This is a genomic window from Pseudoalteromonas sp. SG43-7, assembly GCF_014164295.1.
Classification (GTDB): domain Bacteria; phylum Pseudomonadota; class Gammaproteobacteria; order Enterobacterales; family Alteromonadaceae; genus Pseudoalteromonas; species Pseudoalteromonas rhizosphaerae.
The window spans coordinates 43,632-70,054 of record NZ_JACJEY010000001.1; the positions used below are offsets into that span (position 1 = coordinate 43,632).

General features: G+C 41.6%; 23 protein-coding genes. 11 read left to right on the plus strand and 12 right to left on the minus strand.

From position 1 onward, the window contains the following. Positions 1-5 precede the first annotated feature (5 nt). Positions 6-398 (minus strand): cytochrome c5 family protein, encoded by a 393-nt coding sequence (locus H5200_RS00200; protein WP_149982602.1) that lies wholly within the window; start codon positions 396-398, stop codon positions 6-8. 192 nt (positions 399-590) lie between these two features. Beyond that, complete coding sequence (gene elbB, locus H5200_RS00205) at positions 591-1,241, minus strand: isoprenoid biosynthesis glyoxalase ElbB (protein WP_149982603.1); 651 nt, start codon at positions 1,239-1,241, stop codon at positions 591-593. Positions 1,242-1,808: 567 nt separating this feature from the next. On the opposite strand from elbB, the gene polA reads away from it, so the two are divergent. After that, positions 1,809-4,544 (plus strand): DNA polymerase I, encoded by a 2,736-nt coding sequence (polA, locus tag H5200_RS00210; RefSeq protein ID WP_182760683.1) that lies wholly within the window; start codon positions 1,809-1,811, stop codon positions 4,542-4,544. A gap of 138 nt (positions 4,545-4,682) precedes the next feature. Here polA and H5200_RS00215 read toward each other — a convergent pair whose 3' ends face one another. Both H5200_RS00215 and H5200_RS00220 read right to left on the minus strand, forming a co-directional pair. Beyond that, entirely contained in the window at positions 4,683-5,492 is an 810-nt protein-coding gene (locus H5200_RS00215; protein WP_182760684.1) for a lipase secretion chaperone, read from the minus strand. Positions 5,493-5,495: 3 nt separating this feature from the next. Continuing rightward, the gene (locus H5200_RS00220; protein WP_182760685.1) at positions 5,496-6,416 is read right to left on the minus strand and encodes a triacylglycerol lipase; all 921 of its coding nucleotides are present in this window, start codon (positions 6,414-6,416) and stop codon (positions 5,496-5,498) included. Between the two features lie 437 nt (positions 6,417-6,853). Here H5200_RS00220 and H5200_RS00225 point away from each other — a divergent pair, with 437 nt between their 5' ends. Together H5200_RS00225 and H5200_RS00230 are read left to right on the plus strand one after the other, a co-directional pair. Further along, positions 6,854-7,441, plus strand: a complete 588-nt coding sequence (locus H5200_RS00225; protein ID WP_182760686.1) for a YceI family protein — start codon at positions 6,854-6,856, stop codon at positions 7,439-7,441. Further along, complete coding sequence (locus H5200_RS00230; RefSeq protein ID WP_145238431.1) at positions 7,441-7,962, plus strand: DUF1285 domain-containing protein; 522 nt, start codon at positions 7,441-7,443, stop codon at positions 7,960-7,962. Before H5200_RS00225 ends, H5200_RS00230 begins: the two co-directional genes overlap by 1 nt. Here the strand turns inward: H5200_RS00230 and yihA are convergent, their stop codons facing one another. Continuing rightward, a complete protein-coding gene (gene yihA, locus H5200_RS00235; RefSeq protein ID WP_182740283.1) occupies positions 7,963-8,625 on the minus strand; it encodes a ribosome biogenesis GTP-binding protein YihA/YsxC in 663 nt (220 codons plus the stop codon). A gap of 295 nt (positions 8,626-8,920) precedes the next feature. Between yihA and H5200_RS00240 the strand changes: the two genes are divergently transcribed. From H5200_RS00240 to H5200_RS00250, 3 genes are all read left to right on the plus strand, one after another. Next, a complete protein-coding gene (locus H5200_RS00240; RefSeq protein WP_149982610.1) occupies positions 8,921-9,553 on the plus strand; it encodes a cytochrome c in 633 nt (210 codons plus the stop codon). Between the two features lie 755 nt (positions 9,554-10,308). Then, complete coding sequence (gene yihI, locus H5200_RS00245; RefSeq protein ID WP_182717682.1) at positions 10,309-10,893, plus strand: Der GTPase-activating protein YihI; 585 nt, start codon at positions 10,309-10,311, stop codon at positions 10,891-10,893. Further along, positions 10,893-11,405 carry a DUF2489 domain-containing protein gene (locus H5200_RS00250; RefSeq protein ID WP_220496982.1) on the plus strand — a complete coding sequence of 171 codons (513 nt, stop codon included), beginning with the start codon at positions 10,893-10,895 and terminating at the stop codon, positions 11,403-11,405. The genes yihI and H5200_RS00250 overlap by 1 nt, the downstream gene beginning before the upstream one ends. Positions 11,406-11,466: 61 nt before the next feature. Here H5200_RS00250 and hemN read toward each other — a convergent pair whose 3' ends face one another. Both hemN and H5200_RS00260 read right to left on the minus strand, forming a co-directional pair. Continuing rightward, entirely contained in the window at positions 11,467-12,840 is a 1,374-nt protein-coding gene (gene hemN, locus H5200_RS00255; protein WP_182717683.1) for an oxygen-independent coproporphyrinogen III oxidase, read from the minus strand. A 110-nt stretch (positions 12,841-12,950) separates the two neighbouring features. Continuing rightward, entirely contained in the window at positions 12,951-14,981 is a 2,031-nt protein-coding gene (locus H5200_RS00260) for a methyl-accepting chemotaxis protein (protein ID WP_182760687.1), read from the minus strand. 126 nt (positions 14,982-15,107) lie between these two features. Here H5200_RS00260 and H5200_RS00265 point away from each other — a divergent pair, with 126 nt between their 5' ends. Next, entirely contained in the window at positions 15,108-15,881 is a 774-nt protein-coding gene (locus tag H5200_RS00265) for an NADP-binding protein (RefSeq protein WP_182760688.1), read from the plus strand. On the opposite strand, the gene hutH is transcribed toward H5200_RS00265, so the two are convergent. The 3 genes from hutH to hutC all read right to left on the minus strand — a co-directional run bounded on the left by hutH (position 15,878) and on the right by hutC (position 19,896). Further along, a complete protein-coding gene (gene hutH / locus H5200_RS00270; RefSeq protein WP_145238455.1) occupies positions 15,878-17,410 on the minus strand; it encodes a histidine ammonia-lyase in 1,533 nt (510 codons plus the stop codon). The genes H5200_RS00265 and hutH overlap by 4 nt on opposite strands. Positions 17,411-17,412: 2 nt before the next feature. Continuing rightward, positions 17,413-19,086, minus strand: a complete 1,674-nt coding sequence (hutU, locus tag H5200_RS00275) for a urocanate hydratase (RefSeq protein ID WP_145238458.1) — start codon at positions 19,084-19,086, stop codon at positions 17,413-17,415. A 102-nt stretch (positions 19,087-19,188) separates the two neighbouring features. Next, positions 19,189-19,896, minus strand: a complete 708-nt coding sequence (hutC, locus tag H5200_RS00280; RefSeq protein ID WP_145238461.1) for a histidine utilization repressor — start codon at positions 19,894-19,896, stop codon at positions 19,189-19,191. A 108-nt stretch (positions 19,897-20,004) separates the two neighbouring features. On the opposite strand from hutC, the gene hutI reads away from it, so the two are divergent. Both hutI and H5200_RS00290 read left to right on the plus strand, forming a co-directional pair. Next, positions 20,005-21,252, plus strand: coding sequence for an imidazolonepropionase (hutI, locus tag H5200_RS00285; RefSeq protein WP_182760689.1), 1,248 nt, complete (start codon positions 20,005-20,007; stop codon positions 21,250-21,252). A gap of 130 nt (positions 21,253-21,382) precedes the next feature. Continuing rightward, a complete protein-coding gene (locus H5200_RS00290; protein ID WP_182760740.1) occupies positions 21,383-23,038 on the plus strand; it encodes a GGDEF domain-containing phosphodiesterase in 1,656 nt (551 codons plus the stop codon). A 7-nt stretch (positions 23,039-23,045) separates the two neighbouring features. Here H5200_RS00290 and H5200_RS00295 read toward each other — a convergent pair whose 3' ends face one another. Together H5200_RS00295 and rraA are read right to left on the minus strand one after the other, a co-directional pair. Continuing rightward, entirely contained in the window at positions 23,046-24,092 is a 1,047-nt protein-coding gene (locus H5200_RS00295) for a formimidoylglutamase (protein ID WP_182717688.1), read from the minus strand. 3 nt (positions 24,093-24,095) lie between these two features. After that, a complete protein-coding gene (gene rraA / locus H5200_RS00300; RefSeq protein WP_145238473.1) occupies positions 24,096-24,593 on the minus strand; it encodes a ribonuclease E activity regulator RraA in 498 nt (165 codons plus the stop codon). A gap of 218 nt (positions 24,594-24,811) precedes the next feature. On the opposite strand from rraA, the gene H5200_RS00305 reads away from it, so the two are divergent. Both H5200_RS00305 and H5200_RS00310 read left to right on the plus strand, forming a co-directional pair. Continuing rightward, a complete protein-coding gene (locus tag H5200_RS00305) occupies positions 24,812-25,351 on the plus strand; it encodes a phosphatase PAP2 family protein (protein ID WP_145238476.1) in 540 nt (179 codons plus the stop codon). Next, entirely contained in the window at positions 25,348-26,376 is a 1,029-nt protein-coding gene (locus H5200_RS00310; RefSeq protein ID WP_149982619.1) for an MJ1255/VC2487 family glycosyltransferase, read from the plus strand. Before H5200_RS00305 ends, H5200_RS00310 begins: the two co-directional genes overlap by 4 nt. The last annotated feature ends 47 nt before the right edge of the window (positions 26,377-26,423 follow it).

Genomic DNA, 26,423 nt, shown 5'->3' on the forward strand with positions numbered 1-26,423 from the left:
AAGTATTATTTTTTGCTCATAAAATCAATAGCTGCGCTTATTTCATCATCTGAGCAATCCATGCATGTACCGCGTGGTGGCATTGCATTAAAACCATTAATTGCATGACTTAGAAGCGTGTCAGCGCCTTTCGCTAAGCGTGGAGCCCAGTCATCTGCTGATTTTGGTGCACCAAGTGCGCCAGTACCATGACATGCAAAGCACGCACCTTGGTAAACTTGTTCACCGGTACGAGGACCTGTTGGCACTTCAGCAACTGCTGCTTTATCGCCTTCAAAGTAAACGGCACCTATAGGCGCGATACGTTTTTTGATCGCATCTTCAGTCATAGAGTTATCATATGGCTGTGCGTATGCGGTGGTTGCTAGCAATAATAATGCTGCTGATAGTTTTTTCATTTTGCCTTGCTCACTTCGATTTGAACGTGATCAATCACGATAGATGACGGAATTTAGAACGATTATAACGCTAAGCCGCAATTTATAAAACGCTACGATGTATTTTTCTTATGAAAAAACACTATTTTTTTGCGCCAGCGCAACAAAGCAGCTACTTTAGAATGACTGATTTGCGGTTTTTTTAGCACCTAATTAGCTCATTTTCAAAAGCGCAGCGACTAGTTTTTCAATACCTGCATCAGCATCTAAAATTGATTGCGCTAACATGTAAGCTGGAGTGCTTACGAGTTTATGTTGCTCATCAATTACAATATCATCTACTGCACAATTAATGTGTTGAGCGCCTAAACTTTGTAGTGCGTTGGCAGTATCAACATCATTACCAATAGTGGTTTTTACGCCAGCACTGTAGATCAATGGGATCATTGCTGGAGCAATGCACATATAGCCTGCTGGTTTTTTGGCATTCGCAAATGCTTTAGCAGCACGGAGCATTTCAGGGTTTAATTGTGCTTGCGCACCATTGATCGCAAAATCACACAGGTTTTTAGCCGCGCCAAATCCACCAGGCACAATCAAAGCATCAAAGTCATTAGCATCTAACAGTGTTAACGCTTTGATATCGCCACGGGCAATGCGTGCCGCTTCGACTAATACGTTCCGGTTAGGGGTCATTTGTTCCCCATTCAGGTGATTGATCGTGTGCAATTGCTCAATATCAGGGGCAAAACACTGGTAGCTTGCTCCGGCTTTGGCAATATGTAATAACGTTAATACGGCTTCGTTGATTTCTGCACCGTCATAAACTCCACAACCTGCTAAAATTACAGCTATTTTTTTCATATACTATGCCCTTATTTATTATTCATAAAGTCAGTTTAGCATGACTTTTGCTGACTGTTATGGCCTTATTAAGATCATTTTGTGATCATCAATAATGATGAGTTAAAGATTATTTTTATTTGATCAATCCACTCGAGGCAGAGCAAAAACGCGCTATATGCTTTTTTTTAAGTTGGCTAATAGGAAAAAATTATAAAGGATCGCTATGATCTTTGATCCATTGTGATAGAATGCTCGTCCGGTTATTTATAAGGAATGAATTAACCGTTTTTTAGTTGTAAAAAGCCACAATCAAGCAAAGCAATAAAATGTTTTTCCACATTGTGATAAAAATAATAAAAAAAGAACCTCGTATTATCTTTTTAAAACAAAACATACACTTAACTTGTTTCTAAGTAGTTTTAAATTACTTTGGAGGAATAGCTTGTGGGTGTTATCTACATAGTTATCCACAACTTACTCTTATTTAACGGTTTAAACAAAGCTTAATTCACAGTCGTTTTATGCGTGCCCTTATGGCATGCTTACAGATATTTCGTTTTCTCTCATTTAGGATCCAATTACATCATGGCTCAGATCCCTGAAAATCCACTTATTTTAGTCGATGGCTCTTCCTACTTATTCCGTGCATATCATTCACCACCGCATTTAACTAACTCAAAAGGTGAAGCAACAGGCGCTATTTATGGCGTTGTTAACATGATGAAAAGCCTGATCAAACAGTATGATCCAAGCCATATGGTGGTGGTTTTTGATGCTAAAGGTAAAACTTTCCGTAATGATATGTACAGTGAGTACAAAGCCAACCGCCCGCCAATGCCCGATGATTTGCGCACGCAAATAGCGCCACTGCACGATATTATTAGGGCGATGGGTTTTCCGCTTATTAGTATTGAGGGTGTTGAAGCGGATGACGTGATTGGTACATTTGCCCGTATTGCTTCAGAGCAGCAGCGCCATGTATTGATCTCAACCGGTGATAAAGACATGGCTCAGTTAGTGAATGAGCATGTCACTTTGATCAATACCATGACCGACAGTATTTCTGATCCAGACACTGTGGTTGAAAAATTTGGCGTTGGTCCTGAACTGATCATCGATTACTTAGCTTTGATGGGCGATAAAGTAGATAACATCCCAGGTGTCGATGGATGCGGCCCTAAAACGGCGGTTAAGTGGTTACAAAAATACGGATCATTACAAGGTGTGCTTGATCATGCTGATGAGATCAAAGGTAAGATCGGCGAAAAGCTTGCCGCCGCAGTCGATCATTTACCGCTAAGTTATGAACTGGCTACCATTAAATGCGATGTTGAAGTTGAATCAGACTTAGATACCTTTAAATTGCAAGAGCCAAATCGCGATGAACTGATTGCCTTGTATGGCGAGTGTGAGTTCCGTCGCTGGTTAGCTGAGTTATTAGATAATCCAAAAGATGCAGACACTCACTTGGCTGTCCCCAGTGAAGCGAATGAATTACCGCAAGTGGCTGATGCTCACTATGAAACAATCCTGACAACAGAGCAATTAGATACTTTAGTCGAGCAATTAAATGCCGCTGAACTATTTGCCTTTGATACTGAAACAACCAGCCTTGATTACATGCAAGCTAAACTTGTCGGGATGAGTTTTGCTGTTAAAGCTGGCGAAGCCGTGTATTTACCGGTTGCCCATGATTATCCTGGCGCGCCCGAACAGTTAAGTTTAGAGACGGTGATGGCGAAGATCGGGCCAATTTTAGCTGATGAAAACAAAGCAAAAGTTGGTCAAAATTTAAAATATGATAAGAGTGTATTGGCTAATGCCGGTTTTGAGCTAAAGGGTATTAAATTCGATACTATGCTTGAATCTTACGTATTTAATAGTGTTGGTACTCGCCATGATATGGACTCGTTGGCGCTAAAATATTTAGGCCATAAAAATATCAGTTTTGAAGACATTGCTGGTAAAGGTAAAAAGCAGCTGACATTTAATCAAATCGAACTTGATAAAGCGGCACCTTATGCCGCAGAAGATGCGGATATTACGCTTCGTTTACACCAAGTATTATGGCCGAAACTTGCAGCCGATGGAAAGCTTAAATCGGTATTTGAAGATATAGAGATGCCGCTTGTCAGCGTTATTTCAGATATTGAGCGCACCGGTGTTGCGATTGATAGTAAAATGCTTGCCGCGCACAGCCAGCGTTTGGGTGAGCGTTTAATTGAGCTGGAAAAAGAAGCGCATGAGATTGCTGGTGAACCATTTAACTTAAGCTCACCAAAGCAATTACAAGTATTGTTGTTTGAAAAACTTGAACTGCCAGTTATTAAAAAAACGCCAAAAGGCGCACCTTCTACAGCTGAAGAAGTACTACAAGAGTTGGCTCACGATTACCCGCTGCCTAAAGTTATTATTGAGCACCGAGGTTTATCTAAGCTTAAATCAACCTACACTGATAAATTACCACTGATAGTGAATGAGCAAACGAAGCGTGTGCATACTTCTTATCATCAAGCGGTAACGGCAACTGGCCGATTAAGTTCAAGCGATCCTAATCTGCAAAATATTCCTATTCGTTCAGAAGAAGGACGCCGTATTCGTGAGGCTTTTATTGCTGCAGATGGCTATAAAATAGTGGCTGCCGATTACAGCCAAATCGAACTACGTATCATGGCGCACTTATCGCAAGATAAAGGCTTGTTAAATGCGTTTGCCAATGGTCTTGATGTACACAGTGCAACTGCTGCGGAAGTGTTTGGTGTTGAGTTAGAAGATGTAACCACGGATATGCGCCGTAAAGCTAAAGCGGTTAACTTTGGTTTAATTTATGGGATGTCGGCATTTGGTTTGGCACGTCAACTTGATGTTCCGCGCCATGAAGCGCAACATTACATTGATAAGTATTTTGAACGTTTCCCTGGTGTGCTTGAGTACATGGAATCAACCCGTGAGAAAGCTGCTGAAAATGGCTATGTTGAAACTATTTTTGGTCGTCGCTTACATTTACCAGAGATCAACGCCCGTAATGGCGCGCGCCGTAAAGGAGCCGAACGTGCTGCGATTAATGCACCAATGCAAGGCACCGCTGCTGATATCATCAAAAAAGCCATGCTAACAGTCAACAAATGGGTGTATGAACAAGCACCGAATACGGTTAAATTACTGATGCAAGTACACGATGAATTGGTATTTGAAATCAAAACTGAGTGTGTTGAGCAATACACCGCAGAAATTTGCCGGTTAATGTCTGATGCTGCGAAATTAGATGTGCCATTAGTGGTTGAAGCTGATAGCGGAGATAATTGGCAACAAGCCCATTAATCACTGAGCTTTTTAAATCATATAAGCGCGGCTGCATTGAGTGAAGCCGCGCTTTTTTATGTCTGTGAATAGGGTAGTCAGTTTTTTTTAAAAGGTGGCCATTCGGCTACTTTCTTAACGCTATAGTAGGTCACTCATTTAATGCAATGGATATAACACTAAAAACCGTCGCTTTTGATTTGTGGTTAAATGCTCATCAAGTAGCTGGGTAATTTTTTGCTCTGCTTGTTGTGGCTCATAGTGTTGCTTTAACTGTTTAATTTGTTGTGTGAGTTGCTCACTCAATGTTTGCCATTGCCGGCGCTGTTGCTCTAGAGCGATTAACCTTGTTGCCGCAGCATCGCCAAATTCCGCTGCTAGTTGATTGTAGTCTTGTTGTTGCAGGGCATCTTTTAGCTCAGTGTTTAAAGCTTTTAGATCGTTACTAGGTTTAAGTGCCTGGGTAATACGCTCAGGTTGCTCGCCCTCTAAATTAGATAACAATTGTTGCTTTAATTCATCACTAATATGGTTGTTCTGATTAATTTCAAGCTTGGCAATTGTATAGTGCTGCCACTCATTATCATCGTTAAATAAGAGAGTAATTTCAGCTGCATTGAAGTAGCGTTGTTGAAAAGCGATCATTGCAATTAATTGTTCGCTTAGCGGCAAATGAGCGAGTTGTTGCTGCAGCTCTGCCAGCGCTATTTTAAAGCTGAGGTAGCGATTAAATAACTCACTATTGATTTCGCATGCAGCTAACTTTTCGCACTGTTCTAGAGCCTGCGAAGCACTAAACTCACCGGACTCTTGGCTAGCTAAAATAACGTGTTCAAAAATGCTATCGATTGCCATCGGTTGATCGACATTTGGTGGCGTTGCACTTGTAAGCTTATCGTCGCTGAGTAAAAAAATCATAGCGGTGCTAGTGATAGATATCACTAGCACTAAAATGAGCAACCGCTTCATTGTTTATAAGCCTAATTTTTTTAAGCGATTAGCATGTTGACGGTAGACTGTCAGTGGATCGGTTGCAAATAAATGATGAAAGCCAATCAGTTGATTCACTTCATCAAGGTGATTCATGCGGTAATTATCTTTTAATACATAACCTAAATGGCTACTACAACGAGAGACTAAGCCATCGTCATCGCCTGGGATCAGTATTGCAGTGATCGCCAGTGCTGCATCTGATGGGTCAAATATATTTGTTAAAGTTCGAGTACCACTCCAAGAAAAGTAATATACGCCATTACTGGCATACATAGGTCCTTGCTGGCATTGCTCAGCAGGTAGGCCTTCTTGATATTTTTGATTAAAGGCCAGCGCGCCCTCAGTGGTTAAGCTCTCCAGTGCACCAAGCGCATCTTGTGGTAACTGACTATTGTCAGAGAGTAATGCGATTAACCCGCCAAATGCATCAAAGGCTGTTTTAGCTATACCTTCTAGCTTAGATCCAGGAGTCAGTCCTTGGCGCACCACATCAGCAACAGGGCTACCAAAATTAACACCGCCAACACTGGTCGCTGAGGCAACTAAGTCGGGGCGTAGTGAGGCAACATAGCGAATACTTTGCGCACCTTGACTATGACCAATGAGATTTACTTTTGTTGTACCAGTTAGTGCAATAATCTGTTCAACTTGCTGTAGTAACTGCTCGCCTCGTTGTTCAGAACTATTCAGCGAGGATACGGCCGTGACGAAAACCTGTGCGCCATCACGACTGAGGCTTGCTGGTACCCGATAAAAATAATCGACACCTAATACATCGTCAAAACCCATCAAGCCATGTGCTAATACAATTGGGTATTTAGTTTGGGTATAGCCTGCATTAGCGCTATTACTGAAGATAAATAGCAGGCAGCATAAGTATAGAGTGGTTATTTTTTTCATGATCAGTGCTCTTTTATTGTGTGTGTTTGATCACGCTTTGAACTGCTGTTTACAGACAAAGTGTGTGGAGTTTTTATTCTAATTAGTTAATAGAGCAAATTTTGAGCTGAAATTCAATGTTAATATTAAGTTAAATTAACATGCAATTTGTAGTATTAGTTATATGTTTATCAATTCGACTAGTTAGTACCTGTATTTAGTTTATTTATCATGGTTAGTTTGGTAAAGTCCGCGTCGTCCTCATCCTGTAGGACATCCTGTTGATGATGCACTCGAAAGGGTGCTCGTATTGATAGCTTCTCCCCAGTTTGCTATACCGGCCCAGCATTAATTTGTTGGGTCGTTTTTTTGTCTCTGTTATTTATTATGCTATTGATTGCACTTCATAGAACAAGTGATACCATTGAATCTCATTTTCATTTTGAAAGGAATGCGTGATGGTTAAATCAATTGCGATATTAGGTCTTTCGTTATCAAGCCTATTAGTCTCTGGTGTTGCCTGTGCTGATTGGCAGGTTAACAATGATCAAAGCAAAGTAAGTTTTGTGTCTATTAAGTCAAATAGTATTGCTGAAGTGCATCACTTCAAAAATGTGTCAGGTAGTTTAGCTGATGATGGCTCTTTCTCAGTTGATATTGATCTGAGCTCAGTTGAAACGATGATCCCTATCCGTAATGAACGCATGACCAAGTTGTTATTTGAAACAGCGAAGTTTCCAACCGCAACCATAACAGCTAATTTAAGCAAGCAATTAAAAGCGCTTAAGCCTGGCCAACATGTATTTAAAGGTATTAGTGCTGAACTTGATTTTCATGGTGCTAAGAAAGAGATTACAGTGGATGTTATCGCCAACTTGTCATCGCAAGGGGATATCAGCGTTTCATCAATGAGCCCAATTATCATTAATGGCGCAGACTTTGCTGTCATTGATGGCATTATGCAATTGCAAAAGTTAGCAGGTTTACCATCGATAGCAACGGCAGTACCGGTTAGTTTTTCATTAACGATGAACAAGCTTAAATAATGCACTCTTTGAATGAGCTTGCCACTGCACTTGAGCAGCCAAGCAAGCCATTTTCTCAATGGCAGCCGCAGCATTGTGGCGAGCTGCCAATTATCATCAATCAGCAAGGTGAGTGGTTATACGGTGGCAGTAAAATTACTCGTATCGCTATGGTTAAGCTGTTTGCCTCAGTTCTTTGCAAAGAGCAGGATACTTTTTACTTAAAAACACCAATCGAAAAAATAGCTATTACTGTCCATGATGCTCCCTTTATAATCGTTAATTGGCGCTTTGAAATGACAGAGCAAGGGCAAGTGTTATGTTGTGTGGATAATTTACAGCGAACTTGGCTAGTAACCTGCGAACAACCTTTAGTAGTACAAGATTATCAGGGCAATGATGTGCCGTATTTACAGTTACCGTATGGCTGTAGTGCTCGAGTATCAAGAAGTGTGTTTTATCAGTGGGCAGAAATAGCACAAGCTGATAAGCAAGGCTATTTCATTCAATCTGCGGGTCAGCGTTTTTACTTAAACGTGTGATTAAGCATCTGATTCAGGCGTTTGTTCAATATCAGTAGGTGGTATTGCAACAATTGGCCCTAGGAACCATTCATCTAATTTCTTAGCAACTTCAGGTAATCCTGTGCCTTTTAAAGATGAAAACGCATGAACGGTAATATCACCTTCTAAGCTGCTTAACTCGCGACGAACTTGCAGCACCTGTGCTTTACGTGCACCTTGCTTTAGTTTGTCGGCTTTAGTTAATAGCGCCAATACTGGAATTTCACTACCAATTGCCCAATTAATTAAATCGCGGTCTAAATCTTTAAGAGGATGACGAATATCCATTAAGATCACGATACCTTTTAAACTTTGACGTTTTTGCAGGTACTCACCTAATGACTTTTGCCATTTCTTTTTCATTTCGATCGGTACCTTAGCAAAACCATAGCCAGGTAAATCGATTAGGCGCATATCATCAACATCGGCTAATTCAAATGTGTTGATCAGTTGCGTACGACCAGGGGTTTTACTAGTACGTGCCAGCTTTTGGTCAGTTAATGCATTAAGAGCACTAGACTTACCGGCGTTGGAGCGGCCAGCAAAGGCAACTTCAATTCCCGTATCAGCAGGCAATTTAGTGATATCTGGAGCGCTGGTAACGAACGACGCAGTGTTATATTTGATACGAGATTTGAGCACAGGCTCTCCTAGAAACTTAATTAAGTATTACAGCGAGTAAACTTTACTTAATTAAAGTTCACTTAAGGGGCGCATTTTATACTATTACTACACTATTAAAAAGCGGATTTAGACTAAGATAGCAGCCTAAAATCAACTAAAATGATACGGCCAAAGCTTAATCTAGGTCAAAACCCTATAATTTATAAGTTTAATATGAGTAGAAAACGTGCCAGAGAATTTATTATCGTGTAGAATATGTAAATCACAACATCCATATTGTAGATGATACAGGGTCGGAAACAGAGAATTCACCATGAAAAAAATAGCACTATCTTTAACTATATTGCTTGGTGCGTTGTCAGCAAGCAACGCAACAGCATTTGATGGCGATGTAAACGCAGGTAAAGAAAAATCAGCAACGTGTGCGGCTTGTCACGGCCCAGACGGTAACGCGCCGGTTAATATCTACCCAAAACTTGCAGGCCAACACGCGGATTATATTTATAAGCAACTTACTGAATTGAAGTTAGGTATGACTTCAGGTGGTAAAGAGGGTCGTATGGATCCAGTCATGAGCGCGATGGCAATGCCATTGAACGATCAAGACATGAAAGATTTGGCTGCTTATTTTTCGTCACTTAACATGTCAGAGGGTGCAACACCTAAAGATATCGTTGACGTTGGCGCCATGCTTTATAAAGCAGGTGACGCAGAACGTGGTATTCCAGCATGCGCAGCATGTCATGGCCCACGTGGTAATGGCTCATCATTAGCTAAGTTTCCAAAAATTTCTTTTCAACATCCAGAATACATCAAGTCACAACTTGAGAAATTCCGTGATGGTGTGCGTCATAATGATTTAAATGGCATGATGCAAGATATTGCCACCAAGCTAACAGACAAAGATATCGAAGTGCTTTCTAAGTACTTAGGTGGACTACACTAAAGTAGTATAGATTAGTTTTATTATTAATCCTAAAATCTATAGTGGTTACAAAAAGCAGCGTAAGCTGCTTTTTTTGTATTTGTGTTTTGTCGATATTACCTCTTTCCTTGTAAGACATTGACCATGCCTTGCTGTAAGCTAAATCCTATTTTTATTTTTGTTTTTATCATAACTTATTGTAATTTAATGTTTTGGTTATGTTGCAATTTGTATTGCGTAAGAAAAATTATATAAATTAGTTGTAACAAAATTATTAATGCGTAAATTAACCCCTGTCGCTGAAACAATAAGAACAAAATGGACTAAACTACACGGAAAGTAGTGTGACGTGATTATCGGGGATAAGACATCGGTTGATGTCACCGAAGGAATATTAAAAAAGAGTCAATGAAGACCGAGAATAATAAAATCTCACGGAAGTTTAAAATAAAAACAAAATGGAATGCTACACGGAAGGTAAAAATAATAACAACATGGAACAACAAAAATAATAACAATAATAAAGACTAAAAAGTCGAAGGGAGAAGTGTCCAGTTAAATGGCGCTCAGATTAGCAGGCGGTAGAGATGTTTTCTCTACCGCCTTTTTATTTGTCCTGTTACAATAGCCATCGTTTATACTTAAATGTATAGAAAGTGCGCAAGTAGTCGAGTTACCCAACCTCAATCCGCACAAACCGAATTCTTCTGGCAAGGCCAGCATCGCAACGCCAAAATGCGCGTTGCTCAAAACCTCTTAAGTGAGATGATCAAGATATGAGTAGAACTAAAAAGTCACGTAAAATCCCGTCTAACGGTCCTGTTCGTTTAAGCAAAGATAAGCTTAAAGAAATGCGTGCATTGAAAGAACAACGCGTTAAAAAGACCAAAGGTGCAAAGCCAGGTTCACGTAATTCGATAGACGCTTTACAGCCTGAGAGTAATAGTAATCAGCAACATAAAGACAAACGTGTTGGTAGTAAAAAACCAATCCCTTTAATTGCCGTTGCAGTTGAACCAGTTATTGAGCTTAAACGTAACTTGAAGCCACAAGTTGAACTGAAAAAAGTAGTTCAGCCTGAGCTTTCACCAGAGCAAGAATTAGAAGCGCTAGAAAATGATGAGCGCTTATTGAAGCTGGTTGAGTTACATGAAAGTGGCCAGTTATTAACAGGTAAAGATGCTAAATACTTCAACAGCCGTATTGCACGTCATCAAGTGTTATGTGAATTGCTTGGTATTGAAGACGAAGCTGACGATTTTGATGATGAAGAGTTTAGCGAAGAAGCTAATAGTGACTTTGATCATTACTTGTCGAATGATTTAGCCAATGAATGGTTAGATGACGAGGACGATAAATAATGAACATAATGATCTTGGCTCTGAGTGTTGGCGCTGTGATCATTGCGGGGCTGGCATTTTATGCTGGCCAATTACTGTATAAGCTCAGTGCGCAAAAAAAACTGATCGCGAAAGAGCAGGTAAAGCAGCAAGCTAAGTTAGCTAAGTCGCGCTTAGAGCGTAATGCCAAGCTCGCAGACAGCATTCATTTAATCGCCCGTGCTATGCACCAAGAGCAATGTGAGTTCTCAGAAGGGTGTTTGCGTATTTGGGTGCTAATGTCGCAATACAGCTTTGAGGATGACGAAGACCTTCCTGGGCGTTATCCAGGCATATTTGCGATGTATGAAGTGGTAAAAGAAATGCCAACTCATGACGCTCGTAAAAAATATTCGAAAAAAGAAATATTTAAACAAGACAGCGCTCGCTGGCGTGCTGAAGAAACTCATGCAGAGCAAATTAAAGCTGACTGTGAGAAAATCATTGAAGAGTTTAAAGCAGCCCCTGGTAGCGAAAACGTGGTGTTTAACTAATTTTACAGTATCAATAAAAAAGCAGACCTCGGTCTGCTTTTTTTATGCTTGTGCACTCAGATTAAATTACCCGAGAGAACCGAGTCGCGTTAATCTGTTTTTGTAAATGAGCATCAAAACACATACAAATGATACGAATAAACAAATTGCCGCGTGCTGTGACGGTTATTAAGTCTGCATCGATAGTCACCATGCCATCTGCTATTAGTGGCTCAAGAGCTTGCAGTGAGCTGGCAAAGTAATCTTTAAAGTCGAGTTGATAGGTATTAGCAATACTTTGCATATTCAGTTCAAAGTGGCAAATAAGCTGTTTGATCACATCAGCGCGAATAACGTCATCATTATCAAGTTTCATACCTTTGCTGATTGCACTGCCAAGCTGATTATCAATCGCGTGATAGTAATGCTTTAACTCTTTTTGATTTTGCAAAATAGCAGTGCCAATTTGTGAAATTGATGACACCCCTAAACCCAGCAAATCACAGTCTCCATGAGTGGTGTAGCCTTGAAAATTACGATGTAATTGCTGACTATTTTGTGCAATAGCTAACTCATTACTGGTTTTTGCAAAGTGATCCATACCAATAAACTGATAACCTGCGTTACTCATTTGTTCTAAGGTATTCTTAAACATGGTGAGCTTATCGTGAGCGCTAGGTAAATCTGCATCCTTAATTTTTCGCTGAGCGGCAAAGCGATCCGGTAAGTGCGCGTAATTAAATACCGATACACGATCAGGACTAAGGGCAATTAATTGCTCAATAGTCTCTTTAAAGCTCTCAGGGGTTTGCAGTGGTAAGCCATAAATCATATCTGCATTAATTGATTTGAAGCCGAGTTCACGGGCTTCACCAATCAAACTTTTTACTGCATCAGCACTTTGTGGACGGTTAACGGCAAGCTGTACATCATCATTAAAATCTTGAATGCCAAATGATACACGGTTAAAGCCAAGGCTACGCAAGTGGCTGAGCATGTCAGTTGCCAGTGAGCGAGGGTCTATTTCAATACCACGCTCTGCATCGGGAGCAAACTTAAAGTGCAGCTCAAGTAGCGCGATTAAACGGCTCATTTGGCTGGTTGTTAAAAAAGTGGGCGTGCCACCGCCTAAATGCAGTTGCTGTACTTGATAGCTATCAAATAGCAGCGCTTGAGCGATGATTTCTTTTTCAAGATAATCTAGGTATAAGTCAGCTTTTGATTGATGGCGGGTTATTACTTTGTTACAGCCACAGTAATAGCAAAGCTGACTGCAAAACGGAATGTGGATATATAAAGATAAGCTGCGACTGTTTGATGAGTTAATTGCACTGATCAAGTCTTGTTGTTGATAGCCATCATTAAACGACAATGCTGTGGGGTAGGAGGTGTATCTTGGTCCAGACACATTGTACTTATTTATTAAGCTTTGATCCCATTTGGGTAAATTAATCATCACGCGCACCTTTTATATCATTTTCGTTAGTATAAAAAGGATGCGTCGAGGGAATATTGATCTACAACAAAAAAGAGTGCCGGAGCACTCTTTTGCTTATCAATATTGGCTTACTTAAGCTTAAACTGATTAACTGTTTTATTTAGTAAGCTGGCAAGCTCGTTAAGGTCCCTGGCTTCATCAGCAAGCTCAAGGGCATGATCTGCAGTGCTGTTCACTAAGTGATTAATTGCCGCTAAACTATTATTTATATCTTCGGCAACCACCGTTTGTTGCTCGGTTGAGGTGGCAATGTGATGACTTTGATCTTGTACTTTAGTCACTGAGTCAGCAATGTTTTGCAATGCATCTAGTACTTCTTGAGTTTGCGTAACCGAGCTTTGCGCGCGCTCTTGTCCTTGTTGCATCATAGTTGAAGCTTGCTGTGCAATTTGCTGTAAGCGTGAGGTCATGTTGCGAATATCATCAGTTGACTCTTGTGTGCGACTGGCCAACGAGCGAACTTCATCGGCTACGACCGCAAAGCCACGGCCTTGCTCACCAGCACGGGCGGCTTCAATTGCAGCGTTCAGCGCCAGCAAATTGGTTTGCTCTGCAATGGAATTGATCACATCAACTACGGCGCCGATGTTACCACTTTCTTGCTCTAGGCCTGCGACCACTTTAGCAGCTTCGCCAATATGGTCAGCTAAGGCGGTCATCACGCTTTGTGCATTTTGCGAGCGAGTGGCGCCATCTGCGGTGATCTGTTGGACTTCCTCAGCTGCATTGTTGGTGTGTTGTGCATTACGCGAGATCTCCATAACCGTGGTCGCCATTTCGGTTACTGCAGCGCTAACACTATCAACCTGCTGTTTTTCTTGTTGAATTTCGTCATTAGTTTGTTGCGAAACCGATTTTAATTGTGCCGCCGCATCGGTAAGTTGTTCAGCCTGTACTGCGGTATTAAGCATCATAACGCGTAATTTATCGATAAAGGTATTCATATGATGAGCTAACTGGCCAACTTCATCTTTGCTATCAATAGTAATTTTTTGGGTTAAATCGCCATCCCCAGAAGCAATATCGCGCATAATATGGGTTAAGGTGATGATCGGTTGTGAGATCATCTGTGTGGCCCACAAAATCATTGCGATGATGATTAATAAAATAATAACGACCGAGCTGGTGGTGGTCATGACCGCGTCATTTACTGGCTCATCAATCATAGTGTGTGGCACTAAAATACCCACGTACCAGTTTAGATAAGGATGCTCTAATTGTAAGCGGTTATAAACCACAAAGTACTCTTGCCCTTGCAAGGTTACTTTGGCATCACCAGCGACGTTATTTTTCATTTGCTGGTTGAGCGCACTGAAGCCTTGCGTGTCGCTAAATTGTTTTTCAAGTACTTCTAAGCCTTCTTTACCGTTAGGGCCTTCATCGGTGATTGAAAGTTTATGGTTGGTACGTTTTGAGAAATGCACCACTTTTTGGTCGCCATCGAGTAAAAAGCCAAAACCTTGACCGTTAAAACGAATATCTTCGACCATTTTATTGATTTTATTCAGTTGTAAATCTACGCCACCAAAACCAATTAGTTCGCGTTGCTTATTATAAACAGGCTGTTGCACAACCGCAGAGGCATTACCTGTGGTTAAATCAACTGAAATGGGCCCGACATATAAACGGTTAATTTTTAATGCATCTTGCCACCAACCACGTTTATAAGCGTAATACGGCTGGCCATTATAGTGGGTAGTACGTTCATGCTCTTTAAAATATTCACCGGTTTTGGCGGAGGCAAAAAATGCCGAGAGAATATTTTCATCATTGCCACTAATGCGTATAAAGTCTTGATTTACTTCGTCGTAGCCTAGCGCACCTTGGAGTGTTTGGTCGCGTTTATCCCATGCGTCAAACCAGTTAACGAGATGAGGATTATTCACAAAAGTTTCTACAACTTTGCCATATTGAGCAAAATAGCTCTGCATTGACAGCTGTTCACTTTGTAAGTAGCTGTATGCTTCGCGTTCAATACTTTGACGAGACAAGGCGGCTATATGGTTCACAAAGTAAGCCGAGGCAATAAGTAACAGCACACTGATAGTGCCACCAATTAATAACAGGATTTTTTTTCGTAATGATAGATTTCGTAACATAAGTGCACACATTCTTATTATTTAGTAGAGTAAGCACTCTTATCTAATCATATCTTTATCTTAATCGCTATTGTGTGCGATGAGAGAAGTGAACAAATTTCTATTTAATTGTAAGAGGAATGTTGCGTGGCGGGTACAAATAAAGACCAATTAATAGTATTGGGCGCAGGTTGGTTGGGTCAGCCATTGTGCTTACAACAGCTTGCAAAAGGCTGGGATGTTCAAGGCACTCATCGTAGCGCTGAGCATCAACATGCTTTTCAGCGCCAGTTAGTATTTGCAGATCAGCAATTAGTTCATCAACTAGATTTATATAATGCGTGGTGGGTGTGTGCTATACCACCACGTAGTCGCCACGCTGATAGCCATTATTTAGCCACGTTAAAATTAGCCATTGAACTGGCAGGCACCATGAATGCAAAAGGTTTTTTGTTGTGTTCATCAACGGCTGTTTATGATCAAGATAATCTAACCTATACAGAGCAAAGTGAGATTAAAGTAAGTACTGCACGCCAACAGCCATTAATTGATGCTGAGCAACTGGTATTAAATGCGGGTGGAAAAGTACTTAGACTCGGTGGTTTAATTGGGCCAGAGCGAGAGCCTGGGCGTTTTGTGGCAGGCAAAGAACTACAAAGTTCGAGCAACCAAACCGTTAATATGGTGCAGCAACAAGATGTTATTAATGCGATTGTTAGTGTGTTGGAGAATTGGCAAGTTGCAGCGCCAATTTACAATGTCGTCAATCCAGCTCATCCAAGCAAAGCAGATTACTATCAGCAAAAATGCCAGCAATACGGAACAACCCCTCCTACATTTACGAGTGACGAAAGCGCCGAACGCATCATTGATGGTTCGGCTATTGAATCACTTGGTTTTAACTATCAGTTTGCTATTTAAAACGACGGTAATACGCCTTTAGGTAATAAATTACACAACTCACCTTGCTGTAATAATAAATTAGCTGCTTCGATATCTGGGCCAAAATAACGGTCTTTATCGTAGTAGCTCACTTTTGTACGCAGTGTTGCTTTAGCTTGTTCAACTTTGGCTGATGCCTGCAATGGCTTTCTAAATTCTAACCCTTGTGCAGATGCCAACCATTCAATTGCCAGTACGCCTTGCGTGTTATCAGCCATTTCTTGCAGACGACGTGCTGCAAAAGTTGCCATAGAAACATGGTCTTCTTGGTTCGCTGAAGTTGGTAAGCTATCCACAGAAGCAGGGTGCGCCAATGATTTATTTTCAGACGCTAATGCTGCTGCGGTTACTTGTGCAATCATAAAGCCTGAATTAACGCCGCCGTTTTCAACTAAGAAAGGTGGCAACTTTGATAAGTTTGAATCAATCAGTAACGCAATTCGACGCTCAGCTAGTGCACCAATTTCGGCAATCGCTAATGCTAAATTGTCGGCTGCCATAGCCACAGGCTCGGCGTGGAAGTTACCTCCCGAAATAATATCGCCTACATCAGCAAATACTAATGGGTTGTCGGTTACACCATTAGATTCACACAACAACACTTCGGCGGCTTGGCGAATTTGTGTTAAGCATGCACCAAGTACTTGTGGCTGACAGCGTAGGCAATACGGGTCTTGTACTTTTTCACAATCCACATGAGCTTCGCTGATCTGTGAATGTTCACCGAGCATATCGCGAAACATTGCCGCGGTATCGATTTGACCAAGTTGGCCACGAATTTCATGAATACGTGCATCAAATGGCGAGCGACTTCCCATTGCTGCTTCAATACTAATTGAGCCAATCGCGCAGCTTTGTGCATATAAATCCTCAGCCCGAAATAACCCTTGAAGCGCAAATGCGGTAGAGGCTTGAGTGCCATTTAACAAAGCCAAGCCTTCTTTAGCAGCCAGTGTTAATGGCTCAAGACCGGCTATTTTAAGACCGTCAGCAGCGCTAATGAGTTTACCTTGATAGCGCATTTCGCCTTCGCCGAGCAGTGGTAAACACATATGTGAAAGTGGCGCTAAATCGCCAGATGCACCTACCGAGCCTTTTTTTGGCACGCATGGATAGACTTGTGCAGCAAGTAACTGCATAAAGAATTCGATCACTTTTAGGCGAATGCCAGAAAAGCCACGTGATAATGAATTAATTTTCAATACCATCATCAATCGTACTGTGCTGTCATCCATATAAGCACCGATGCCCGCAGCATGGGAAAGTACAATGGATCGCTGGAGTAACTCTAATTCATGTTCAGCAATTTTAGTATTAGCGAGTAAGCCAAAACCGGTATTAATGCCATATACCGTTCTGTGTTGATCAATCACGTCTTGCACGGTTTGTGCACTGGCTGCTATTTTTATCTCGCTATCTTTGGCGAGCGTTAACGTCACTGGTGATAAATTAATTTGGCGCAGTGTTGCTAAATCGAGCTTTCCAGGTGTTAGGGTGAGTTTAAACATGATTATTCCTTATTTAACATTGGCAGGTCGAGGCCTTGCTCGGTCGCACAATTAATTGCAATATCGTAACCTGCATCCGCGTGGCGCATAACGCCCGTTGCAGGATCATTCCATAATACGCGGCCAACCCGCGCAGCTGCTTCGTCGGTGCCATCAGCAACAATGACTACGCCAGAATGTTGGCTAAAGCCCATACCTACACCACCACCATGATGAAGTGACACCCATGTTGCACCTCCTGCGGTATTCAGTAATGCATTAAGTAATGGCCAATCTGATACTGCATCTGAGCCGTCTTTCATTGCTTCGGTTTCACGGTTTGGACTCGCAACTGAGCCTGAGTCTAAATGGTCACGGCCGATCACAATCGGTGCTTTAAGCTCACCATTTTTGACCATCTCATTAAACGCCAGCGCTAAACGAGCGCGGTCTTTTAAGCCAACCCAGCAAATACGAGCAGGTAAGCCCTGGAATTGAATACGTTCACGAGCCATATCAAGCCAGTTATGTAAGTGTTTGTCGTCAGGAATAAGCTCTTTCACTTTTGCGTCGGTTTTATAAATATCTTCAGGATCGCCTGATAATGCCACCCAACGGAATGGACCAATTCCTTCGCAAAATAATGGACGAATATAAGCTGGCACAAAACCTGGGAAATCAAAGGCATTTGTTACGCCTTCGTCAAATGCCATTTGACGAATGTTATTGCCGTAGTCAGTTGTTGCAGCACCAGCTTGTTGTAGTGCTAACATTGCGTTGACTTGCACAGCCATCGATTGCTTAGCTGCTTTGACAACCGCTTGTGGATCTTGTTCACGCATTTTAGCCGCGTGTTGCATGCTCCAACCTTGCGGTAAATAGCCATTCAACGGGTCGTGAGCAGAGGTTTGATCGGTCACTACATCGGGAGTAATAGCTCGGTTAACAAGCTCACTAAATACATCAGCGGCATTACCAAGTAAGCCGACTGACAGCGCTTCGCCTTTGCCACACGCCTCGTTGATAAGCTCCAGTGCATGATCTAAATCGGTTGCTTTAACATCTACATAGCGGGTTTTGATCCGAAAATCGATACGCGTTTCATCGCATTCAACTACGAGTGCGCTAAATCCCGCCATGGTTGCTGCAAGTGGCTGCGCGCCGCCCATACCGCCTAAGCCACCGGTTAGCACCCACTTTCCAGCAGCGTCACCATTAAAATGTTGTTTTGCCATCGCTACAAAGGTTTCGTAGGTACCTTGTACTATGCCTTGTGATCCAATGTAGATCCATGATCCCGCAGTCATTTGCCCATACATCATCAAACCAAGTTTATCGAGCTCGTTAAAATGCTCCCAATTAGCCCAGTGAGGTACTAAGTTTGAGTTGGCAATTAATACTCGCGGTGCATTACTGTGAGTTTTAAATACCCCAACAGGTTTGCCTGATTGTACGAGTAGCGTTTCGTCGTCTTCGAGTCTGTCGAGAGTTTCGATGATTTTATCAAAGCAAGGCCAATCACGCGCTGCACGACCAATCCCACCGTACACAACTAAAGCATGTGGATGTTCGGCTACTTCAGGATCTAAATTATTCATTAACATGCGCTTAGCTGCTTCGGTGAGCCAGCTCTTAGCGCTGATTTTATCGCCGTGTGGGGCGCGGATAACGCGAGATTCATCAAGTCTGTTGTTCATAGATTACTCCTGTTGTATATACAAGCTTATTGGTTTCAAAAAATACGCTGTGAAGCGCATCATTTTGATTTTTATATTCTTTCTAATGTTATTTTTTACATATTACTTTTTAAAAGTTAAATGTCCGCCTAAGCGATACTTACTACCCGGTGATACTAAACGGGCAAAACTAACAATCCCAGATGATGACCAAGTACGTCTAATCACCTGTAAGCATGGCTCTTCATGGTATAAATTAAGCCATTGGCACATTTCGCTGTTAGGCATTATTGCTTCTACCGTATGGCGCGCTTCAGTTAATGGTGCGACGCTCGATAAATATTCGTGCGGAGTTAACGCAGTAAAATCTTGTTGAAGGTAGCTTGTTGCTAGTGCCGGGTTAACAAAGCGCTCCTCAACTTGCAGTGGCTGTTCGTTTTCGTTATGCACTAATACACTGCGATACACCACGCTATCTACTTCAACACCCAGTGCAATCGCAATTGGCGCAACGGCGCTGATAGATTCAAGCACTAATACTGTACAGCTATAATTGCCGTTACGGGCCTTGACTTCATCTGCTATATTTTTAATTTCAAGCAATGATGATTGCGATTTAAAACTGGCAACAAACGTGCCTAAACCTTGGCTACGAGTAAGAATACCTGCTTCGGTTAATTCGCTTAACGCTCGGCGCGCAGTCATTCGACTAACACTAAATTGTTCGGCCAATTCATTTTCAGAAGCCACACGTTGGTTTTCAAGCCATGCGCCGCTGCGGATATTATCAACAATAAATTGCTTTATTTGTGCGAACTTAGGTGTCGTCATTAAATTATTATGGTCTTTTAAATTTACTATTAACTATAAGATGGCATATTTACCTTGTATATACAAGATGACTTGTTAGACTGAGAAAAAATAATTTTCGGAGTTAATATGACAACAATCACTGCAAATGATCCGGCTAATGACTGGGATTTATTGATCACCGATGCCAATATCGCAACTATGGATTGCAGTATTGCAGCACCTTATGGCGCCATCGAAAATGCAGCGCTGGCAATCCGTAAAGGTGTCATTGTGTGGTTGGGTAAACAGGCCGATTTACCTAAATTCGACGTATTAGCAACGCCGATGCTTTCAGCAAAAGGGCAGTGGCTAACACCTGGTTTAATTGATTGTCATACCCACTTAGTGTTTGCCGGCTCAAGAGCTGAAGAGTTTGAACAGCGTTTACAAGGTGTTAGTTACGAGCAAATAGCAGCGCAAGGTGGGGGGATCGCTAGTACGGTAGCAGCCACACGAGCTGCGGATCATGAGGCTTTATTTGTGCTCGCGAAGGATCGTCTCAATGCCCTCTATGCCGAGGGAGTGAGTACCGTTGAGATCAAATCTGGTTACGGACTTGATTGCGAAAATGAAGTTAAAATCCTCGAAGTGGCACGTTTGTTAGGTGAAAATCACCCAATTGATGTAAAAACGACATTTTTGGGGGCGCATGCCCTACCTTTGGAATATAAAGGTCGCAGTGATGAGTATATCGATCTGGTTTGTAATGAGATGCTTGAGCAAGTGGTCACTGCAAATTTAGCCGATGCTGTCGATGTGTTTTGCGAAAATGTTGGTTTTAGTAATGAGCAAACTCGCCGAGTTTTTAATGCCGCAAAAAAACATAATTTGCCAGTGAAATGTCATGCTGAACAGCTTTCAAATCAGCAAGGAGCACAATTAGTCGCTGAATTTAATGGGTTATCTGCTGATCATATTGAACATTTAGATGAAGCTGGAGTAAAGGCTATGGCTGTAGCAGGCACTGTGGCGGTATTATTACCCGGGGCATTTTATTTTTTACGCGAAACCAAACAGCCGCCAATTGAGCTATTAAAGCAGTATCAAGTACCAATAGCGATTTCGACAGACTTTAATCCAGGTACATCACCCTTGTGTTCTTTGCAATTAATGATGAATATGGGGTGTACTTTATTTCGCTTAACTCCTGAAGAAACTCTCGCCGGAGTTACGCGTAATGCCGCCAAAGCATTGGGTTTAACTGATCGCGGAGTGTTAAAAGTCGGCATGCGTGCCGATATAGCTCATTGGCAAATATCCCACCCAGCACAATTAAGTTATCAATTTGGCGTGAATAAACTGTTAAATCTGTGGATTTTGGGTAGACTAAATTAGTCTGTTGTAATGTTGTACTCAAAAAATGATTTTAATTGCGCTGTTAACAAATACGGGACTTGAATATTCTGCAGGGAGCGCTTTTTTAAACAATATATTGACGCCTACTTTTTTAGCCGGCGCTATTTTTATGGCGATGATCTGTGCCTTGTGCGTGGTTAAAAAGCCATTACTGCGCTTTAGCTATCTCAGCAATGGGGTACTTGCGCTGGCAGTATTAAGCGGCGGCTTTAACTTTTTGGAGTTACTATTTGCACTGAGTATTGGTTTGCATTTATGGCTGGCATTTTCGCAAAATAAGTGGACTATGCTCACTTTGAGCTGTTGCTCAGCACTCGTATTTACGGTGTGCTTAGCGGCTCATTTACTACTTGAGTTACCTCTTTATTTAATTGTGCTGGCGAGCATTGTACTGGCGATGTCTGGCTATTTTGATGATGAAGAGCTTGTTGCTGAGGCTGATGACGCAGCGCATACAAATCACTTTATGGAGCCTGCGCCGTTATTAAATCTTCCCGATATTAAGCAGTTACGCCAAGGTTATTACGACTGGCGTAAAAACAATCAACAACGAGCTGCGTTGGTGGTTATCCGGTTGGAGGGGTTTGCTCAGGTTAATCAGCATATTGGCCGAGACTTTGGGGATTTACTATTAGCGCAGTCTGCAAACCGTATTAAGCAGCTACTGCTTATTGAAGAAGTGATTAATTTAGCTGGGGAACAAAAATTAGCTCACCTTGGCGGTCTTAATTTTGCGTTTGTATGTAATTTAGCGCAGCAAAAACATCTACATGAGCAATTAATCAATCAAATACTAGGGGCCACCTTGAAGCCGTTTAATGTGGCTAATTGCACTATTAAAGTCAATGCACGGGCCAGTTTCGTTGATTGCGATGAACAAGAAAATAGCTTTGATAATTTAATTTCGTTTGCTTACCTCGCTTTAGATAGCCACCCAAAACAACAAGTGGTGGTGTACCATCAACAAATGAGAATAGAGCAACTAGAACAGCAAGCGCGTTTGCAAGAATTAGCAAATATCGATTTTTCTAGCGAACTTGAACTGTACTTCCAACCCATCATTTGCAATCACGATGAAAAAATTGAATTTTTAGAGTTGTTACTACGTTGGCAACATCCCAGACAAGGGATTTTATCGGCTAATCGATTTATTGATGATATACGTGTTGCAGGGCTTGCTTATTCATTAGCCACATTTGTTATTGAACGCGCCGCAGAGCTTGCAATGGCACTGCGCATGGAAGGCATAACGATGCCTTTGAGTATCAATTTATTTGGCTCTGAAATGCTAAATGAAGAATTTATCGAATTCCTTGATCACATTTTTATCGAACATCAACTACAAGCTGGCGATTTAATTGTCGAGTGTCCACTTAATCTGTTTATGAGTTTAGATGAGCAAGGTAAAGCAATGGTCGCACGCATAAATAGCATTGGTATTAAAGTCTGCGTGGATGGCCTTGGTGATAGCCCTATTTGGCTTGCTAAGTTACCAAATTTAGCCGTTGCATATGTAAAAATAGCGCCTTCATTAACAGCTGATTTCAGTCATCAAAGCCATGTTCGTAGTTTGATAAGTGGTATGGTTGATATGCATAACCAACAAAATGCGAAGGTAATTTGCGAAGGGGTAGAAACACTGGAGCAGCTTAATTTTGTAAAAAGTTTAAACGCCTATGCCGCGCAGGGTTATTACTATAGTCATCCACTGAGCAGTGTTGGCATGATCTCTTGGTTAAAACAATGGCAAATAGAGCATCCGTAATCGCTTTTTAGTTTGCTTTGGCTTGTAAATAAGCATTCACGAGAGCTGTGATTATTTGCCCTGCATCGCTCATTCCGGCCTGTATACCACTAGGATGTTGGTTGGGGGCTGCTTCACATAAATGCAAGTATTGGCTGTTTACTTGACTGGCAGCTAAATGCACAAAGTGTTCGGCATCGCTAACACTAAAACCACAATTGGTATACGCACTGACGGGCATTAATGAAATGCTATCAAGATCCACTTCAACCCCAAGTGGTGCATCAATTAGATTATATAGTGCCTGCTGGCATGCTTCAGTTAAGGTTTTTTCGCGCCTAACTTGCAGCGCTTGGTAGCTATCATAACTAAATTGGGCAGCAGCTAAAGCATCAATAATTGCTTGATTGTTTTTCAGCTCGTGCATGCCAATAACATGATAATTATTTAAGTGTTGCTCGTTATATGCATAGCGAAAACCATTACCACTATGGCGGCCTTCACAGTCACGGAAATCGGCATGAGGGTCAAAGTTGATCGCGTTTATTGGGTGCTGTTTATGCTTGCTTAATGCGCGAATAATACCAAGGCAGTTATTATGGCCACCGCCAATAACGATTGGCTCTAACCCTGCAGCAAAAATTAAGCTCAGCACTTGCTCAACACGTTGATCAAGTTGGGCGCATAACTGGCGTAATTGTGTTAGTTGCTGAGGGTTTTGGTTTGATAAATCGCGCGCCGCAAGAGTCAAATCGCTGATCGCGACTTCGCCTAATAACAAAACTTTTTCGTTCGCTAAGAATTGGTTATCAGGTTGATTTAAAAAGCGCTTAAGAAATGCTTGCCAGCCATCTTCGGCACCACCATTGCCTAAGTTGGCGCGTGGCCCGATATCTTCGCAAATACCTAGTAATACATACTTAATACCAAATTGCGCGGCATCGCGCATGGCTTGTAAAGGATCAACACCAGTGTCAAGTAGGGCTATTGACTGCCATGCTTTTCTTTCATTAGCGCGACTGCTACACCAAGGTTTTACAGTCGCTTCATCATAGATATGTAGGTGGTTTGACACTCGTTATTCTTCTACGATTTCCAGTTCAAGTTCTTCACCAGATAATACAATACCGGTGCTATCTGCATAGATAAAGTCGTCATCAAAGAATGATACACCAGCGAAGTTAACGCCAATGCCGTCTTCACCAGCACCGGTGCTGTCTGCTGCAACAGGGATTGAAGCAATTGCTTGAATACCTAAATCAAGCTCTTCAAGTTCATCAACATGACGTACTGCACCGTATACCACAATGCCTTGCCAGTTATTTTCTACAGCTAGTTCAGCAAGCTCGATATCGATTAATGCGCGACGAGTTGAACCACCCCCATCAATTAATAATACACATTCTTCGCCGTCTTGAGAGAGTATGTCGCGGATCAGTTCATTATTTTCAAAACATTTGACGGTTTTAATACGGCCACTAAAATTGTGGCGACCACCAAAGTTAATAAACATAGGTTCGAGCACATCGACCACATCGGCAAAGTGATCGCATAAATCTGAAGTGCTGTAATCCATTTTTCTATCCTTTCTAAAGATACGTGAGCTGATGTTCAGTATACCTTTCTTAAATGCAATAACAACGACTTAATAACAGTAAATTGCGCTCTTTTTAAACAATTATTGCGCTAAAACAGGAAAAGCAATATTAGTGTCTTAAAAGCGTCACTCAATTGTTATTTTCACCGCCTAAGCTGAAATTGTGTACAGAGTTTGCACAATTAAAGGAGCAAGTAATGAGTGAGAACAACATGCTAAAAAAAGTTGTCCAACTGGACCAAAGTTTGTTTTTGATGCTATTTAATGGCAATGCCCCAAAATGGTTAAAAAATTCAGCTTTAGGTTTCTCAAAAACAGGCAATGGAGGGCTTTATGTATTAATCGCTGTTGGTTTTGGCTGGCTTAGCAGTGAAGCTGAATTACGGCTTATGGCGATGACTCTATTGCTGGGCTTTTTAATTGAGCGACCCATTTATTACGTGGCTAAAAATAGTTTTGCCAGAATTCGGCCATGTGATTGTTTAGTAAAAGGCGCATACATTACGCCCAGCGATAAATTTAGTTTACCGTCAGGGCACAGTGCTGGCGCATTTTTAGTTGCCGTTATCTTAGCGCAGTATTTCCCGCAATTCGCAGAGTTATGTTTTTTGTGGGCAACGGGGGTCGCAGCATCGCGGGTGTTACTTGGGGTACATTTTCCTGTTGATGTAGTGCTTGGTGCATTGATGGGGGGAAGCTGTGGTTTATTGGCAATCTTGATAGTGGCTACCTTATGAAAATACTTTATGGCATTCAAGGGACCGGTAATGGTCATATAACCCGAGCAAGGGTGATGGCGAATGCGTTTAAGCAAATGGGGATTGCTGTAGATTATGTGTTTTCAGGGCGAGCCCAGCAGAATTACTTTGATATGGACGAGTTTACTAATTATCGCAGCTTTCGGGGGTTATCTTTTACTACTCAAAATGGTCAAGTCAATAGTTACCAAACAGTGAAAAATAGCCGTATATGTAGATTACTAAAAGACATAAAGCAGTTAGATGTATCGGGTTATGATTTTGTGTTTAATGACTTTGAACCGATCACTGCATGGGCAGCAAAACGCCAAGCAGTGCCAGTAATAGGCATGAGTCATCAAGCTGCATTTTTATCACCCAAAGTACCAATGTTTGGCCATAGTTTACTGCGCCGCTCATTAATAAAATATTATGCTCCTGCTGATACCTATTTAGGCGTGCATTGGCAGCCATTCGCACAAAATATCATCCCTCCTTTTATTGCTCATCATCGACATGATAATCCGGTCAATGTTGACAATAAAGTATTGGTATATTTACCTTTTGAAGAACTGCGAAGTGTGATTGATTACTTACAAGATTTTCCTGAAAAAGAATTTTATTGTTACCACCCGCAAGCTCAGGATAGTTCATCCGCTAATATTCATCTACGAGCCCCTTCACGTGGTGGCTTTTTAAATGATTTAGCCAATGCCAGTGGCGTGATCGCAAATGCGGGTTTTGAGCTCTCTAGCGAAGCACTAAAATTAGGTAAAAAACTGTTATTGAAACCATTGTCAGGGCAGTTTGAACAAGACGCCAATGCACAAACATTATTAGCAATGAAAGCCGCGCACGTAATGAATTACTTAAACCCCAATGCGTTGGATGACTGGCTCAATAGTACATCACAAAAACAGATTAATTTTCCAAGTGATCCACAGCCATTAGTTGAGTGGTTAGCAGCTAAACAGTGGCATAACACACAGGAATTACATCAAAATTTGTGGGCTTCGGTAGGTTAAATTCAAAATCAACGGATTTTTTAAAGCACTGTAGTAAAAAAGAATAA

What these genes read in the sequence shown, in the direction of transcription:
- H5200_RS00250 (WP_220496982.1), top strand. Translation starts at nt 10,893, where the DNA reads ATGAACATAATGATCTTGGCTCTGAGTGTTGGCGCTGTGATCATTGCG.
- H5200_RS00290 (WP_182760740.1), top strand. Translation starts at nt 21,383, where the DNA reads ATGGCGATGATCTGTGCCTTGTGCGTGGTTAAAAAGCCATTACTGCGC.
- yihI (WP_182717682.1), top strand. Translation starts at nt 10,309, where the DNA reads ATGAGTAGAACTAAAAAGTCACGTAAAATCCCGTCTAACGGTCCTGTT.
- H5200_RS00215 (WP_182760684.1), bottom strand. Translation starts at nt 5,492, where the DNA reads ATGAAGCGGTTGCTCATTTTAGTGCTAGTGATATCTATCACTAGCACC.
- H5200_RS00305 (WP_145238476.1), top strand. Translation starts at nt 24,812, where the DNA reads ATGAGTGAGAACAACATGCTAAAAAAAGTTGTCCAACTGGACCAAAGT.
- hemN (WP_182717683.1), bottom strand. Translation starts at nt 12,840, where the DNA reads ATGATTAATTTACCCAAATGGGATCAAAGCTTAATAAATAAGTACAAT.
- H5200_RS00310 (WP_149982619.1), top strand. Translation starts at nt 25,348, where the DNA reads ATGAAAATACTTTATGGCATTCAAGGGACCGGTAATGGTCATATAACC.
- polA (WP_182760683.1), top strand. Translation starts at nt 1,809, where the DNA reads ATGGCTCAGATCCCTGAAAATCCACTTATTTTAGTCGATGGCTCTTCC.
- elbB (WP_149982603.1), bottom strand. Translation starts at nt 1,241, where the DNA reads ATGAAAAAAATAGCTGTAATTTTAGCAGGTTGTGGAGTTTATGACGGT.
- H5200_RS00220 (WP_182760685.1), bottom strand. Translation starts at nt 6,416, where the DNA reads ATGAAAAAAATAACCACTCTATACTTATGCTGCCTGCTATTTATCTTC.
- hutU (WP_145238458.1), bottom strand. Translation starts at nt 19,086, where the DNA reads ATGAACAACAGACTTGATGAATCTCGCGTTATCCGCGCCCCACACGGC.
- rraA (WP_145238473.1), bottom strand. Translation starts at nt 24,593, where the DNA reads ATGGATTACAGCACTTCAGATTTATGCGATCACTTTGCCGATGTGGTC.
- H5200_RS00200 (WP_149982602.1), bottom strand. Translation starts at nt 398, where the DNA reads ATGAAAAAACTATCAGCAGCATTATTATTGCTAGCAACCACCGCATAC.
- hutH (WP_145238455.1), bottom strand. Translation starts at nt 17,410, where the DNA reads ATGTTTAAACTCACCCTAACACCTGGAAAGCTCGATTTAGCAACACTG.
- hutI (WP_182760689.1), top strand. Translation starts at nt 20,005, where the DNA reads ATGACAACAATCACTGCAAATGATCCGGCTAATGACTGGGATTTATTG.
- H5200_RS00230 (WP_145238431.1), top strand. Translation starts at nt 7,441, where the DNA reads ATGCACTCTTTGAATGAGCTTGCCACTGCACTTGAGCAGCCAAGCAAG.
- H5200_RS00225 (WP_182760686.1), top strand. Translation starts at nt 6,854, where the DNA reads ATGGTTAAATCAATTGCGATATTAGGTCTTTCGTTATCAAGCCTATTA.
- hutC (WP_145238461.1), bottom strand. Translation starts at nt 19,896, where the DNA reads ATGACGACACCTAAGTTCGCACAAATAAAGCAATTTATTGTTGATAAT.
- H5200_RS00240 (WP_149982610.1), top strand. Translation starts at nt 8,921, where the DNA reads ATGAAAAAAATAGCACTATCTTTAACTATATTGCTTGGTGCGTTGTCA.
- H5200_RS00260 (WP_182760687.1), bottom strand. Translation starts at nt 14,981, where the DNA reads ATGTTACGAAATCTATCATTACGAAAAAAAATCCTGTTATTAATTGGT.